General features: G+C 27.8%; 11 protein-coding genes and 1 pseudogene. 10 read left to right on the top strand and 2 right to left on the bottom strand.

The features are described from left to right. Window positions 1-428: 428 nt before the first annotated feature. From Q0H31_RS08045 to Q0H31_RS08030, 4 genes are all read left to right on the top strand, one after another. Complete coding sequence (locus tag Q0H31_RS08045) at window positions 429-1,673, top strand: ABC transporter substrate-binding protein (protein WP_295297083.1); 1,245 nt, start codon at window positions 429-431, stop codon at window positions 1,671-1,673. A gap of 76 nt (window positions 1,674-1,749) precedes the next feature. After that, entirely contained in the window at window positions 1,750-2,658 is a 909-nt protein-coding gene (locus Q0H31_RS08040) for a carbohydrate ABC transporter permease (RefSeq protein ID WP_295297081.1), read from the top strand. Between the two features lies 1 nt (window position 2,659). Next, window positions 2,660-3,514, top strand: coding sequence for a carbohydrate ABC transporter permease (locus Q0H31_RS08035; protein ID WP_295297080.1), 855 nt, complete (start codon window positions 2,660-2,662; stop codon window positions 3,512-3,514). 394 nt (window positions 3,515-3,908) lie between these two features. Continuing rightward, window positions 3,909-6,209, top strand: a complete 2,301-nt coding sequence (locus Q0H31_RS08030; RefSeq protein ID WP_295297078.1) for a DUF5682 family protein — start codon at window positions 3,909-3,911, stop codon at window positions 6,207-6,209. Window positions 6,210-6,505: 296 nt separating this feature from the next. Here the strand turns inward: Q0H31_RS08030 and clpX are convergent, their stop codons facing one another. Next, on the bottom strand, window positions 6,506-7,714 hold the full coding sequence (gene clpX / locus Q0H31_RS08025) for an ATP-dependent Clp protease ATP-binding subunit ClpX (RefSeq protein ID WP_295297076.1): 1,209 nt from the start codon (window positions 7,712-7,714) through the stop codon (window positions 6,506-6,508). Window positions 7,715-7,909: 195 nt separating this feature from the next. Between clpX and Q0H31_RS08020 the strand changes: the two are divergent. Continuing rightward, window positions 7,910-8,268: pseudogene (locus Q0H31_RS08020) on the top strand (hypothetical protein); the annotation flags it as partial. A 626-nt stretch (window positions 8,269-8,894) separates the two neighbouring features. Here Q0H31_RS08020 and Q0H31_RS08015 read toward each other — a convergent pair. Beyond that, on the bottom strand, window positions 8,895-10,235 hold the full coding sequence (locus Q0H31_RS08015; protein ID WP_295297075.1) for a CoA-disulfide reductase: 1,341 nt from the start codon (window positions 10,233-10,235) through the stop codon (window positions 8,895-8,897). A 135-nt stretch (window positions 10,236-10,370) separates the two neighbouring features. On the opposite strand from Q0H31_RS08015, the gene Q0H31_RS08010 reads away from it, so the two are divergent. From Q0H31_RS08010 to pnp, 5 genes are all read left to right on the top strand, one after another. Next, window positions 10,371-10,751, top strand: coding sequence for an STAS domain-containing protein (locus Q0H31_RS08010; RefSeq protein WP_295297073.1), 381 nt, complete (start codon window positions 10,371-10,373; stop codon window positions 10,749-10,751). A gap of 48 nt (window positions 10,752-10,799) precedes the next feature. After that, window positions 10,800-11,750 (top strand): hypothetical protein, encoded by a 951-nt coding sequence (locus Q0H31_RS08005; RefSeq protein WP_295297071.1) that lies wholly within the window; start codon window positions 10,800-10,802, stop codon window positions 11,748-11,750. A gap of 4 nt (window positions 11,751-11,754) precedes the next feature. Beyond that, on the top strand, window positions 11,755-12,684 hold the full coding sequence (locus Q0H31_RS08000) for a bifunctional riboflavin kinase/FAD synthetase (RefSeq protein WP_295297070.1): 930 nt from the start codon (window positions 11,755-11,757) through the stop codon (window positions 12,682-12,684). Beyond that, window positions 12,657-12,926, top strand: coding sequence for a 30S ribosomal protein S15 (gene rpsO, locus Q0H31_RS07995; protein ID WP_295297069.1), 270 nt, complete (start codon window positions 12,657-12,659; stop codon window positions 12,924-12,926). The genes Q0H31_RS08000 and rpsO overlap by 28 nt, the downstream gene beginning before the upstream one ends. Before the next feature lie 62 nt (window positions 12,927-12,988). After that, window positions 12,989-15,130, top strand: a complete 2,142-nt coding sequence (gene pnp, locus Q0H31_RS07990; protein ID WP_295297068.1) for a polyribonucleotide nucleotidyltransferase — start codon at window positions 12,989-12,991, stop codon at window positions 15,128-15,130. The last annotated feature ends 264 nt before the right edge of the window (window positions 15,131-15,394 follow it).

Genomic DNA, 15,394 nt, shown 5'->3' with positions numbered 1-15,394 from the left:
CTTAACTTTATTGATTTTTAGAACTATCTTTTTTCTTTGATTTGAAGTATATTCTTTCATAGGTATTCCTTTAAATTGGGTTATTTATATTATAAGGAATACCTACTTTTTTTAACTAAAAAATGTGCAATATCTCTGGCTCCTAAACACAATAAAATTAAAATATTTATTGACTTTTTCATTATAATAATTTACTATTATAATTCATTCTATTATGAAGGTATTTATCATGAAAATAATATTAAAATTAAATCTCATGTATTTCATCTATAAATACCATTTCCCTCAATTCATCATTCAATAATAGATGGGACATCTATTCAAATTTTATAATTAAAATACCTATTTTATTTATACTTTGTAATTAAATTATTTTTTAATAACTAATAATATCATAAAAATAAATTTTACGGAGGATATACTTATCTATGAAAAAAATACTTATTATTTTCTCAGCTTTTATTTTTTTATTATCATGTTCAGGCGGCAGTGATACAAATAAGAAAAAAATAGTTTATTGGTCTATGTGGAATGAAACAGAATCTCAAGGTCAGGCAGTGAAGGCTGCTATTGAAGATTATATGTCTAAGCACCCTGATATAGAAGTAGAGATAAATTTTAATGGACGTGAAATAAGAAAAACTCTTCAGCCAGCTTTAGACAATGGTCAGACTATAGATTTTTGGGATGAAAATATAGAGAGAACTACTAAAAATTGGGGCAAATATGCTTTAAAATTAGATGATTATATCACTAATGTCTATGATACTACAGATGGAAAACCTTATGAAGAAGTTATTATAAAATCATTACTTGATTTAGGAAGATCTTTTTCTGAAGATGGTTCATTATATGCAGTTCCTTATCAGCCTTTTGTATTTTTATTTAATTATAATAAAAAGATATTTAGAGAAGCAGGAATTGAAAAAGTACCTGAAACTTGGGAAGAGTTTAAAGATGCATGTGCTAAAATAAAAGCTTTAGGAATACCTCCTATTACTGATGATGATGCTGAAATTAATGCTTTATTAGGATATCACATAGCTAAATATAAAGGAACAGAGTTTGTTCAGCAATTAGTTACAGAAGGTTTATGGGATGACCCTATAGTATTAAAAGCAGCTAAAGATTGGCAGGAGATGGTAGAATTAGGATATGTATCTCCTAAAGTTGCAGGAAATAAATTCCCAGCAGGAAGACATGAATTAGCAAGGGGAGAAGCAGCAATGTTTTTAAATGGTACTTGGGTTCCTAACTTTGTAATGGAAACTGCCGGAGAAGACTTTGAATGGGGACATTTCCCTTATCCTACTGTAGAAGGAGGAACAGATGGACTTTATGATATGCATTATGGAAGTCAGTCATTTCAAATAAATAAAGATACTAAATATCCAAAAGAAGTTTTTGATTTAATAGTACATCTTACTACAGGCAAATGGGATGAGGAAATAGCAAAACGTTCTTATGCCCTTCCTGTTTCAAGTACAACTACATATTGGACAAAACAGCTTGAAGATACTAAAGAAATATTCCCAAGATTGGGTAAATATTATCCTTTAGATGGCGGAATAGATGTGAATACAGAAAAAACTCCTATAATCAATGCTAATGTTATTAAATTGATGTCAGGTCAGATAACAGCGGAAGAGTTTATTGCTGAAATGAAAAAATAAAAAATAGATATAGTAAGATATACCGTATTTATTATTTAACAAATACGGTATGTCTATTATTGTAGAGTATTATATTATGTACAAAAAATATAGAAAAATAACTGCGATAATATTTGTATTTCCTGCAATTATTGTATTTTTAATAGCGTTTTTATATCCTGTATTTAGAACAGGTATTATGAGTTTATTTTATGTTGAAACAATATCAGATAGTATATTTAATTGGAAATTTGTTGGTATAGATAATTTTGTATTTTTATTTAAAAGCAATTTATTTTTAAAATCATTAAAAAATGTATTTATTATATGGCTTATTGGGGGATTGATAGTTTTTTCTATCTCTCTTTCTTTCGCCTCTATACTTACATTTTCAAATATGAAGTTGAAATCTTTTTTTAAAACATTAATTTATCTGCCAAATATAATATCTTCTGTTGCTTTAGCCACTATGTGGATTTATTATTTTTATCAGCCTGATTATGGTTTTTTAAAATCATTTTTTACTTTAGTTGGTCTTACGCAATTAGCTAATATAAAATGGGCTTCTCCAGACTATATATTTATGTCAATGCTTATAGCATATTCTTTTTCTAATGTAGGATATTTTATGGTAATGTTTTGTGCTTCTATGGAATCTATACCTTCAACATTATATGATTCAGCATCTATAGACGGAGCTAATTCTTTTGATAAATTTTTTAAAATTACAATACCTTTAATATTAAATGCAATAAAAAGTGCCATAGTAATATGGAGTATAGAAGCTTTTGGAATGTTTGTATGGTCTCAAATATTTTCGCCTTTAGATCCTGAACCGGGAACTATTACGCCAAAAATATATATGTATTTTCAATTATTTGGTTCTAATTTAATAGTTTCAGAGAGAAATGCTGGATTGGGGGCTTCTATATGCGTTATACTTTCTGTTATAGCATTATTTTCTTTTTTACTTGTAAATTTATTTTTTAGGGATAATAATAAATAATATGTTAAATCGTTTAGGAAAAAAAATAATAATTGATAAGTTCTTTTTTATAATGAAATATATTATAATGATCACTTGGTGTTTAGTAATATTTGTATGTATAGGTTGGATATTTTTAGCTTCGTTGTCTACTACGTCAGATATTTTTGATGGAAAATTATTGAACTCTGGAATAAACTTTAAAAATTATTATAAAGCATTTGTTAATAATAGAGTTGGTATATATTTTTTGAACTCTATTATTTATTCATCTGTATCTGTTGTAGGCTTAGTTTTGTTATGTTCTCCTGCTGCTTATGCAATAGCAAGAATAGATTTTAAATTAAATGATATATTAAAAAGAATTTTTGTATTGGCAATGGGGGTGCCAGGAATAATGATAGTAATTCCTCTTTTTGGAATAGCAGCAACTTTAAAATTAATCAATAATAGATTTATATTAATATTAGTTTATATAGCTATGCATATACCTTTTACAATTTTTTTCCTTATATCATTTTTTAAAAACATACCACATACATTTGAAGAAGCAGCCACTATGGATGGATGCAGTCCTTTTAGGGCTTTTTGGAATATAATGTTTCCATTGGCATCACCGGGTATAGTAACTGTATCTATATTTAATTTTATTTCTATATGGAATGAATATTTTACAGCATTGATATTTGCAAGTAAAACTAATTTAAGACCATTATCAATAGGTCTTTTTTCTATGATTCAATCTATGAAGTATACTAATGATTTTTCAGGTATGTTTGCCACTGTTATTATAGTACTTCTTCCTACTATTCTTATTTATATAATACTCTCTAAAAAGATTATATCAAACATTACTGCAGGAGGTATAAACGAATAATTTATATTGCATGTAAAAAATGTATACTAAAATGTAACCAAAAATATTTTTTAAGCTTTTATTTGTGGTGGCTTTTACCACCTGCTAAGCGTGCCCGTAGGGTAGCACCCCACTTCTTTTACTGAGTAGGTACCTTTCGGTATTGGTATAAAAGAAGCAAAAGAACTGCAATTTTTTAGCTTAAAATGTTGGTATTATTCTATAGTTTGTACATATTCCAACATATAGAGTAAAACACTCGCACTTTTTGCAACTTTGACGAAGTCCGCACCGCGAAGGCGGGAAAAAGTTGAAGAAAATAATAACTTAAGAACTATATACTACAATAATCAATTTTGTGCTTGCAATGTTTATTATATATTGTATCATCATAAAAAAATATTGTATTATAATAATGTCAAAAAAAAATAACTTAGAAAAACAACAACTACTATTACCTATAAGGCATCATTCCCCAGCTTGCTCATATCATTTAAAAAAAGTAATAAATAGTTTTAATCCAGATTGTATATTAATAGAAGGACCAATAGACTCCAACAATTTAATGGAGTTTATGACAGATGAAGAAACAAAGGCACCATTTTGTATATATTCCAGCTATGATAGTGATATTAAATATAGAAGCTACTATCCATTTTTAGATTATTCTCCAGAGTTTGTAGCAATAAAAGAATCAGCAAAAAGAAATATCAACTGTGAGTTTATAGATATGCCTTTTGCTTCTATGATAGAAAATACAGATGATGAATATCAAAAAATAAGCTCCGTATACGATAAAGATGATTTAAAATTTGATATAAATGACTACACAAAAAAACTTACGCAAAAATCAGGACTAAGAACCTTTCAAGAGCTTTGGGAAAGAGAGTTTGAAATAAACGGCATAGTAAAAACATCAGAAGATTTTTTTAAAAGCGTATATACATTAGGCTATTATATGCGTTTAATAGAACAAGAAGATACAGAAACAAGAAACAGAGAATATTTTATGGCAAGTAATATTAAAAAAGCCATAAAAAAATATAATAGAGTTTTAGTTATTATAGGAAGCTTTCATATGGAAGGCATAATAACTAAATTAAAAGAAAATATTGATATAGAAGAAAAGTTAAAAAAATACAATAAAAAAAATGCCAACAGCTATTTAATACCATATTCATTTGAAGATGCAGACAGAAGAAACGGCTATCAGTCTGGAATAGAGTTTCCTGCATTCTATGATTTTGTTTATAAGAACTTAGAAGAAAATAATTTAAATAGCTATTTAGAGACTGTTATGTATTTTATAATAAAAGCTTCAAATATAGATTATAATAATGCAAGCATATCAGATTGTATAAATGCCTACTACATGGCAGTTAATCTTTCAAAACTTAGAGGAAAAAGTACAGCAGGAGTTTATGAGCTTATAGATTCATTAAAAACATCATTTATAAAAGGGGATATTAATTTTGAAAATAAATCAAATATAGATTTCATTATCAAATTATTATCCGGAATAAAAAATGGAAAAGTGTCTTCAAAAAGTTCAGTACCTCCTGTGATAATTGATTTTAGAAATTTGTGTAAAAAGTTTAAAATTAAATTAGATAACAGCAGTGAAGTAGAAACCATACTTGATATTGTTAAAGATGATACACATTTTCAAAAGAGCAGATTCTTTCACAAAATAAGATTTTTAGATATTGATTTTTGTAGGCTAATAAAGGGACCAGATTATATTAATAGAATCAATAAAAACTTAGCAAGAGAGATTTGGAAATATAAATATAAAACCAACGCAGAATCTTTGTTAATAGACAAATCTGTTTATGGTGTAACAATAGATGAAGTTTGTATTAATATTATAAAAGAGAAATTAGATAGCAATATAAACTCAAGCGAGATTTCAAAATTAATAATAGAAACCAATATGATGGGAGTAGAAGGTTTTTTAGTAAACAACTATTCAAAGATAGAAGATGTTATTTTGAAAGACAGTAATTTTATAAGTTTATGCGAGTGCTTGTATAATTTATATTATTTATTAAATATAGTTGAATATAACAGCATGATAAAAAAAGAATCTTTTGCTAATGATTTAATAAAAAAACTTTTAAATACAACATTTATTTGTGTTATAAACAATATGGATTATATAAAAGATTTAGAAGAAGAGGAAGCTATTAAATATTCAAAACATATAAAAAATATTTACACAAATATATTAAATGATGCTGATTTAATAGAAGCATTTACAATAAAAATAAACACTATATTGTCAAACACATTTGGAAGCTCACATATATATGCAGTTTGTTTGGCAATAAAATATAAATTAAAAGGAATGACAACAGAAGAGTTTTCTAACACCATATGCAATTTTTTAGAATCATCTGATGCTAATGCAATAAGTTATTTTTTATCTGGAATATTTCTTATATCAAGAGATATTTTATTTATCAATGATGATATAATAAAAAAAATAGATACTGTTGTAGAAAAGCAAGATGAAGAGAGTTTTTTAAGTATACTACCCAATTTAAGATATGCCTTTACAAATCTCTCGCCAGATGAAATAGACAGGCTTTCTTTATTTTTATCAAAGCTGCATAATAAAAGTAAATCAGAAGAAATAAATAGAGAGTCAGAATCTGATATATTATTAGACCAAAAGATACTTGAAAAGATGAAAGAATATGAAATATTTAATTAGTAATATTAGTATAGCAACTATATTCTGTCAATAAGTTTATTTTCTATCAACTTTTTCCCGCCTTCGCTGTGCGGACTTCGTCAAAGTTTTCGCCCTTCGGGCACGCTTCGCGAAAGTGCAAATGTTATAGCTTTGTATGTATGGAATATATAAAGCTAAAATAATATCATGTTTTTGTCTATGCATAAAAAGCTAGGCTTCATTAAATGCAGTTCTTTTGGTTCTTTTATACCAATAAAAGAACTGGGGTGCGGGGCAAAGCCCTGCAAATAATTAAAATAAAACACTTAAAAATTTTAGTGTATATTTAGTTTCTCTTCAACGTATTCTTTTTTTATTTTGATAGACTTTTTATCAGAAGGCAAATCATACATTGAGTCAAGCATTACCTTTTCAAATAAAGCCCTTAATCCTCTCGCTCCTGTATGCTCTTCCATTGCCTTTTTTACTATCACTTTTAAAGCCTCATCATCAAAACTTAAATCAACATTATCATACTCAAATAATTTTTTATATTGTTTAATAAGTGAGTTTTTAGGCTCTTTTAATATTCTAATCAAATCTTCTTCTTTAAGCTCTTGTAAAGTAGCAACAACAGGAAGCCTTCCTATAAGCTCTGGTATAAGTCCAAATTTTACTAAGTCCTCAGTTGCAATATGCCTCATTATCTCATCATATTCCAAATTATCCATAGAACTAACTTCAGCAGCAAAACCAAGACCTTTTTTGGAAGTACGCTCTGCAATAGATTTTTCTATGTCTATAAAAGCCCCGCCGCATATAAAAAGTATATTAGAAGTATTTATATCTATATTATTTTGATGAGGGTGCTTTCTTCCGCCATAAGGAGGCACGCTTGATATTGTTCCTTCTATTATCTTTAATAAAGCCTGCTGAACACCTTCTCCAGATACATCTCTTGTAATAGAACGAGATTCACTCTTGCGTGATATTTTGTCTATTTCATCAATATATATTATTCCTTTTTCTGCTAATTTCACGTCCCCATCAGCATTTTGTATAAGGCGAAGAAGTATATTCTCAACATCATCACCCACATATCCAGCTTCTGTAACAGTAGTAGCATCGGCAATAGCAAAAGGCACATTCAAAGCCTTAGCCAAAGTGCGTGCAAGTAAAGTTTTACCGCTTCCTGTAGGCCCTATTAAAAGTACATTAGACTTCTCTATTTCAACATCGTTATTAGTGTTGTCCTGCATTATTCTTTTATAATGATTGTACACAGCAACAGACAATATCTTTTTAGCATAATCCTGACCTATAACATATTGGTCGAGTAAAGCTTTAATCTCTTTTGGGGGAAGTATTTTTATATCATATTTTTTATTATTAGGTTTTATACTATTATGAGCATTGAAATAATCATTTGCTATAGCAGAACAATCAGAGCATAAATACCCCTCATTTCCTTCTATATATCTGCTTAATTCTTTTAATTCTCTTCCGCATAAAGCACATGCTTCTTTATTAGTTTTCTTAGACATATACATTCCAACTTTATTATTAAAATTCTATAATACTTTGATTAAGTTAATACATTCTATACTAAAATAAAACTATTTCAATAGAAATTACAAATTATTTATTGTTTAGGAGCCACAGATATTGCACATTTATTAGTTAAAAAAGTATGTATTCCTTATAATTTAATTAGGTAAAATAAACAAAAAGGAATACCTATGAAACAATATAATTCAAATCAGAAAAAAAGATAGTATTAATTATTAATAAAATAAGAAATAAAAAAGCACAGGCTTTAAAATTTAATATCAGTATTAGAAGTTATTATTATTGGAAGAAGCAATTAGAAGAAACAGGAATAGTAGAAAATAAAAGCAGAAAACCTAAAACTAGTCCAAATAAATATAAAAATAAAAAAATTATTAATAAAGTTATTGAAACACGAAAGAAATATAAATATGGCAAACTAAAAATAAAGAAACTCTTATAAAGATAAAATATTAAAATAGCTATTAGTGCCATTGAAACAATCCTAAAAGAGCATAATTTATATAATAAGAGAAAGAAAAAACATAAAGAAACTAAGGAATAATTAATGCAATATGTCTAGCTCTTGTGCATTTATAATATAATGTATTAATAAGTAAGAATAAATTTAACGCACACAGAGCAAAGCTAAAAAAGAAAATATTTTAATAATTATAATTTATATGTTTTTCATAATCGCTTCACCGTGCGGCTGTAAAATTCGCAATTTTAAATAAAACTTGGGCGGGTGCTAAAAATATAATACAATTTTTTTAAATCTAAAAAAATTTCAAAGAAAAAAAGATTAACAAGTCTTAAAGGGCGGGGAATGAAAATAAGTTTTTAAACTTAATTACATTTACCCACCCTTTATGATTTCTACACTTACTGTAATTTCTATATTATATTTCATTTTAATCTTATCTGTCATTTTAACTGCCCACCCAAGATTTTTTTAAATTTTCTGCCTATTTTAACGCACGCAGAGTAAAGCTGAAAAAGAAAATATTTTAATAATTATAATTTATCTGTTTTTTATAAATTAGTTCACCGTGCGGTTAGTAAAATCCTGCATTTAAAAAATTGTTGAATATATAAAAAAATATAAGGACAAAAATATTATTTCTTTGCCCTTATATTAAAAAATTATTATTATGATTCTTTATTTACACACGTTTATTTAGCGGCATTACCCACAACATTCAAAGAGTCCCAAGTACGAGCAAAAGGCGGAGCATAGCATAAATCAAGCATACCCAACTCATCAACAGTAATTCCAGCATGTATACAAGCAGCTATTACATCGCTTCTAAGCACAGCACCTCTTTTTCCTGCAATCTGCCCTCCTAATATTTTTCTATTTTCTGCAGAATATACTAATTTTATATGCAAGTCCTGATAATCCGGATAATAATGTGTATGGTCAATATCTTTTACTGTAACAGTTTTATAATTAATATTTCTCTTTTTGGCATCTTCTTCTGTAATACCAGTTCTTGCCATTTCTAAGTCAAAACAAAGTATGCAAGCACTTCCTAAACTTCCAATAAACTTTTCTTTTCCTCCAATCAAATTAGAAGCAACCATTCTTCCAAGTTTATTAGCTCCAGTAGCCAAAGCAGCGTAGCTTGTAGTACCTAATACCCTATCATATATACCAGCACAGTCGCCCGCAGCATATATAGAATCAATATTAGTCTTTCCTTCTCTATCAACAAGTATAGCACCGTTTTCCATTAATTGTATTCCAGCATCTTTAGCCAAATCACTATTAGGTGTAACTCCAATAGCAACAACAACATAATCAGCATCATATCTTCCTTTGTCTGTAACAACTGCCTTAACATTATTATTTGAGTCAGCTTCTAATGATAAAACTTTTTCATTTAAGTTTAAATCAATATGTGTCTTTATGTTTTCAATAGCTAAATCAGAAAACTCTTTATCAAATTTCGCTCCAAAAACCCTATCAGAACGCTGTATTATTCTCACATTTTTGCCAAGATGTTTTATATTATGTGCCGCCTCTATAGCTATAAAACCAGCACCAAGTACAACTACATTTTTTATATTATCATCTTTCATTTTTTCTTTCATATTAATAGCATCAGTAAACTCTTTAAGTGTAGACACATTTCCAATATTTATATTTTCTATTTTTGGTATTATAGATTTTGCCCCAGTAGCTATGAGCAAAGTATCATAACTATCTTCAAACTCTTTATTGTCTTCTAAATCTTTTACTATTACTTTTTTGTTGTTAGCGTCAATTTGTAATACTTCATGTTTAATTTTTAAATCTATTCCAGATTTTATAGTAGCTTCAGCAGTTCTTGCAATCATGGTAGTTGAATTATCAAAAAATCCTCCAACATAATAAGGCATGCCGCAAGCACCCCAAGATACATATTCTGTTTTTTCATAAACTGTTATAGCAGCATCTTTATCTAATCTCCTCGCCTTTGCCGCAGCACTCATTCCAGCTGCAACTCCACCTATAATAATTATTTTTTTCATAAATAAAAACTCCGTTAAAAAATAAATCTTTTTTAAAGTATAATAGATAATACTTATTTGTCAATTAAATGTTAATAACAACATTCTTATTTGAAATTTTATTGACAAAAGATAAAAAGTTGTTATTATATAAATATGATTGATTATTCATTTGAAATTAATTATCTCATAAAAGAAGATTCTGTAATGGTACTGTATTTAAAGAAAAATATATGCTTAGAATCGCTTCCTAAAATAAAAGACATAATTATAGAATATCTCTCTAAAGGTATTAATAATATAATACTTAATCTTTGCGAATGCTCTTTTATTGAAAGGGATATATGGAATTATTTTATAGATTTTAAAAAAGAACTTAACAATGATTGCTGCGGAGATATTGTACTGTCAAATATGAATGGTGCTGTTAAATCTGATTATTATTTGATGGAGCTTTCAAACTCAATAGAATCATTTGAAAGTTTAAATGATGCACTTTACAATTTTGGAATATTTAACAATACTAAATCGGCTTAATTGTTTTTAATACTTGAATTTTTGCCTTTATAGTATAATATATATATTATGAAAGTTGCTAAGAATTTATTTACTGCATTTATATTTTTTATAATATTTTTTTGTATATACCTATTTAGATATTTAGATAATCATTTATATGTTTTTAATATAAATATTCTAAAAAATTTCTGTATTAGTAACATTTTTTCTATATTATTTCTATCATTTTTATGCAGCTCTATATATATAGGTGTTTTTAGCAAAAAAAAGAATATATATAATATTATTACTATAATAATATTTAGTGCAATAACTTTAATATATCCATCTTATTTAATATTTTTTAATGGTGATTTTAATTATATAGAATATAATGATGATGAATATATTATAAAAGATTCAAATTATTTATATAAGATAGACAATTATTTAATAAAAGCTACTCCTACTAATGATGCATATGGAAGCTCAATATTAATAGATACTGTATATTCTAATAAATTATATTTTGCAGATAATATGATTATTACAAAAAATAATGTTATTATGGATAAAGTTGTAGAAATAAACAGCAATGATGTTGTAAATAAAAATTTGGTTTCTTTAGACAGAAAAAATATTTATAGTTCTGTATATAACATAATAGAAAATATCGTATTTGGATTTGATATGACTTCTTATTTGGATAGGCTATTAAAATATATAAGTATTAATAATTTATCTATATTTTTTATATCTATTTTATACTTTGCTTTATTTTTATTATTGTTATCAGTTTATATGATTAGCAGTTCTTTATCATTTTCAACTTTTAAATATCATAATATGCTTTTAGGATTTATTATTTATACAGTTATAAGCATAGTATTTTTCTTTATTAGATTTAAATATAGTTCTTTAGCGGACAATTATATTAATTTTAGTATATTTTTATGTGTATTGTCTTTAATAATTATAGTATTATCTTTAGTTATAAATATTATATCAATGCGTAATAATAAGAGAATGGAAGAATAATAGAATGAATCAGGTTGTTATTAATGATTTTTGCAAGATAGACATAAAAAAAAATAGTGTAGTTACAATAGGTAAATTTGACGGCGTTCATAAGGGGCATCAGAAACTCATTAGATATACTGTTAATATGGCTAAAAAATATAAGTTATCATCTGTTGTTATAATGATAAGAAAGAAGAATGTATCTATCTATCATATGGAAGAGAACATATCTTTTATTAAGGCTTTGGGAGTTAATTATATAATAGTTATTGACTTTTTACCAGAATTTTATACAATGGAGGCTAAAGAGTTCTTTAATAAATTGATAGAATACTATAGAATGAAGCGAATTGTTATCGGAGAGGACTTTGCTTTTGGTAAGGATAGAGGCGGAGATATTGATTTTATCAACAAGTATGCTTTAGAGAAAGGTATTAGTGTTAATATAGTTAATTTTCTTAACCATTGCGGAGATAAAGTATCGAGCAGCAAGATAAGAGATTGTTTGTCTAATGGAGAAGTAGAAAGCGTAAGCAAGATGCTTGGCAGAGACTATAGTATGAGCGGCATTATAATACATGGTAATGCTTTAGGCAGAAAGATTGGTTATCCTACTGCCAATTTAGAATTAAATGATAATATATTTGTTCCAAAAATGGGAGTTTACAGCTCTTTAGTAAAAATAGGAAACAGTGCCAAATTATATAAAGCTTTAACTTTTATAGGTATAAGCAACATAAATAAAGAACTTAGAGTAGAGAGCCATATATTAGATTTTTCTAAGATGATATATGGTAAAAAAATAACTGTTATATTTCTTAAATATATTAGGGATAATATTAAAGTTAACTCTATAGAAGAAGTGAAATCATTATTAGAAAAAGATGAATACAATGTAAGAAAATATTTCAAAAGGAGAAAAAAATGTCTATTACAGCAGACGAAAAACTAAAAATTATTAAAGAATTTGGAAAGAACGAAAAAGATACAGGTTCAGCAGAAGTACAAATAGCTCTTTTAACTAATCGTATAACTTATTTAAAAGGACATTTCCAAGAACACACAAAAGATAATCATTCAAGAATGGGACTTCTTAAAATGGTAGCTAAAAGAAGAAAACTTCTTAACTATTTAAGAAAAACCGACCTTGAAGCTTATAAAAATCTTATACAGAAATTAAAGTTAAGAAAATAATAGCTGCTTGATAATGATGAATAGTGAATACTGTCTATGGTATTTTGTAATAAGGAGAATATATGGTAACAGTTAAGAGTGTATTTTGCGGAGAAGAATTAATTTTAGAGACAGGACTTTTAGCAAAACAAGCACATGGTTCAGTAACTTTAAGATTAGGAAATACTACTATTTTAGCTACAGTTGTTGCGGCAAAAGAGCCTAATTTAGAATCAGACTTTTTCCCGCTCACTGTAAATTATAATGAAAAATATTATGCGGGCGGTAAAATTCCTGGCGGTTTCTTCAAAAGAGAAGCTAAACCTAGGGATAAAGAAATACTTATTTCCCGTATAATAGATAGACCTTTAAGACCTCTTTTCCCTGAAGGTTTTAGAAATGAGGTGCAAATTATTCCTACAGTGCTTTCTGTAGATACTGATATGCCTACAGATGCTTTAGCTTTAATAGCTTCATCTGCAGCACTTACTATTTCTTGGATACCTTTTGGAGGTCCTGTGGCTGCTGTGAGAATAGGGTACAAAAATGGTGAATATATTATCAACCCTAAAAACAGCGAACTTCATTTAAGTGAATTGGATATTATAGTAGCAGGAAGTAAAGATGCTATACTTATGATTGAAGGTGAGGCAAGAGAGGTTTCTGAGGAAGTATTTATAGGTGCTATAGAGTTGGCTCATAGAGAGATGCAGAAATATATTGATATGCAAAATGAGATGGCTGCTCTTTGCGGTACTCAAAAGATAGAACAGGAATTATTTGAGTATGATGCCGAATTAGTAAAAATGGTTACTGAATATGGAAGAGAAAAAATAGAGGCTGCTAATTATAATCCTGATAAAGCTAAAAGAAATGAAAGTATGGATAATGCTTTTAATGAAATAGAAGAGTATATTAAAACTAAAACAGAAGATGAAAAATTAATATCTCAAGTTAAAGGCATTTGTCATACTATAGAAGAAGAGATTGTAAGAGAGGCAATAGTAGAGAAAGGAATGCGTCCAGATGGAAGAGCATTAGATGAGATTCGTCCTATCAGTACTATGACAAACTTAATACCTAGAGTTCACGGTTCTGCTTTATTTACTAGAGGACAAACTCAATGTTTATCAATAGTTACATTAGGAAGCGAGAAAGATGCTCAATTAATGGACGATATATACGGCAAAGAAAATAAAACTTTTATGCTTCATTATAATTTCCCTCCTTTTTCTGTTGGAGAAGTTGGAAGATATGGTTCTCCAGGAAGAAGAGAGATTGGGCATGGTAATTTAGCAGAGCGTTCTTTTAATGCTGTGCTTCCTCCAAAAGATAAATTCCCATATACTATAAGAGTTGTTGCTGAAATATTAGAAAGTAACGGTTCTTCATCAATGGCTACAATTTGTGCTTCTACTATGTCGCTTCTTTCTGCTGGTGTTCCTCTTAATGCTAGTGTGGCTGGTATAGCTATGGGGCTTGCTACTTATAAAGACGGTTATAAAGTGCTTACAGATATACAGGGGGTTGAAGACCATTTGGGAGATATGGACTTTAAAGTTGCTGGAACACGTAAGGGTATTACAGCTTTTCAGCTTGATATAAAACTTACTGGAATATCTACTCAAATATTAAAAGAAGCATTGGAACAGGCTAAAAAGGCAAGATATTTTATACTTGATAAGATTGAAGCTACTATATCTAACCCTAATGAGATTTCAGATTTTGCTCCTAAGTATAAAACTATGGATGTAAACCCTGAAAAGATTAGAGTATTGATTGGACCGGGAGGAAAAAATATTAAGGCTATCATAGAAGAGACTGGAAGCGATGTTGAGATACAAGACAGCGGAGTAATTAATATATTTGCTCCAGACACTCCTACTTTAGATAAAACTATTAGCCTTATAAACGCTTATGTTAAAGACCCTGAGGTTGGTGAAGTTTATGATGGGGTTGTAAAAGACATAAAAGAGTTTGGTGCTTTTGTTGAAATATTGCCGGGTGTAGAAGGGCTTTGTCATATATCTGAGCTTGCTTATAAACATGTTATGAATGTGGAAGAAGTTTTAAAGATTGGTGATGAAGTAAAAGTAAAAATCATAGATGTTAAGGGCGGAAAATATTCTTTAAGCAGAAAAGCTTTGCTTGAAAAACCTGCTGACTATGTTGAAGAAGAAAATAACAGCAACAAAAGAAAACATGACAGAAAAAAGAGATTTTAATCTTTTAAGATTGTGAATATAAGAAGAGGTTATTATTTAATAATAGCCTCTTTTTGTTTTTTATATTAAAAATTTTTAAGTTTTTTATTTGTTGTGGATTTGTCATTAATAGACTTGTTTCAAAAGTAATTGACAAAATTAGTTGTGTAATTTTCAACATAATTTTAGTTATAAAATTCTGTTTTACATGTTGTATCATTAATTATTTTAGTATATAAAAATGCAGTTCTTTTGGTTCTTTTATACCAATAAAAGAACTGGGGT

Origin of the sequence: uncultured Brachyspira sp. (assembly GCF_934747485.1) — a bacterium.
In the GTDB taxonomy this organism is placed as follows: domain Bacteria; phylum Spirochaetota; class Brachyspiria; order Brachyspirales; family Brachyspiraceae; genus Brachyspira.
This window is presented reverse-complemented; position numbering and strand designations above follow the sequence as displayed.

Coding starts and splice junctions, on each gene's coding strand:
- Q0H31_RS08000 (WP_295297070.1), top strand. CDS start 11,755: ATGAATCAGGTTGTTATTAATGATTTTTGCAAGATAGACATAAAAAAA.
- Q0H31_RS08005 (WP_295297071.1), top strand. CDS start 10,800: ATGAAAGTTGCTAAGAATTTATTTACTGCATTTATATTTTTTATAATA.
- Q0H31_RS08030 (WP_295297078.1), top strand. CDS start 3,909: ATGTCAAAAAAAAATAACTTAGAAAAACAACAACTACTATTACCTATA.
- Q0H31_RS08015 (WP_295297075.1), bottom strand. CDS start 10,235: ATGAAAAAAATAATTATTATAGGTGGAGTTGCAGCTGGAATGAGTGCT.
- clpX (WP_295297076.1), bottom strand. CDS start 7,714: ATGTCTAAGAAAACTAATAAAGAAGCATGTGCTTTATGCGGAAGAGAA.
- Q0H31_RS08040 (WP_295297081.1), top strand. CDS start 1,750: ATGTACAAAAAATATAGAAAAATAACTGCGATAATATTTGTATTTCCT.
- pnp (WP_295297068.1), top strand. CDS start 12,989: ATGGTAACAGTTAAGAGTGTATTTTGCGGAGAAGAATTAATTTTAGAG.
- rpsO (WP_295297069.1), top strand. CDS start 12,657: ATGTCTATTACAGCAGACGAAAAACTAAAAATTATTAAAGAATTTGGA.
- Q0H31_RS08045 (WP_295297083.1), top strand. CDS start 429: ATGAAAAAAATACTTATTATTTTCTCAGCTTTTATTTTTTTATTATCA.
- Q0H31_RS08035 (WP_295297080.1), top strand. CDS start 2,660: ATGTTAAATCGTTTAGGAAAAAAAATAATAATTGATAAGTTCTTTTTT.
- Q0H31_RS08010 (WP_295297073.1), top strand. CDS start 10,371: ATGATTGATTATTCATTTGAAATTAATTATCTCATAAAAGAAGATTCT.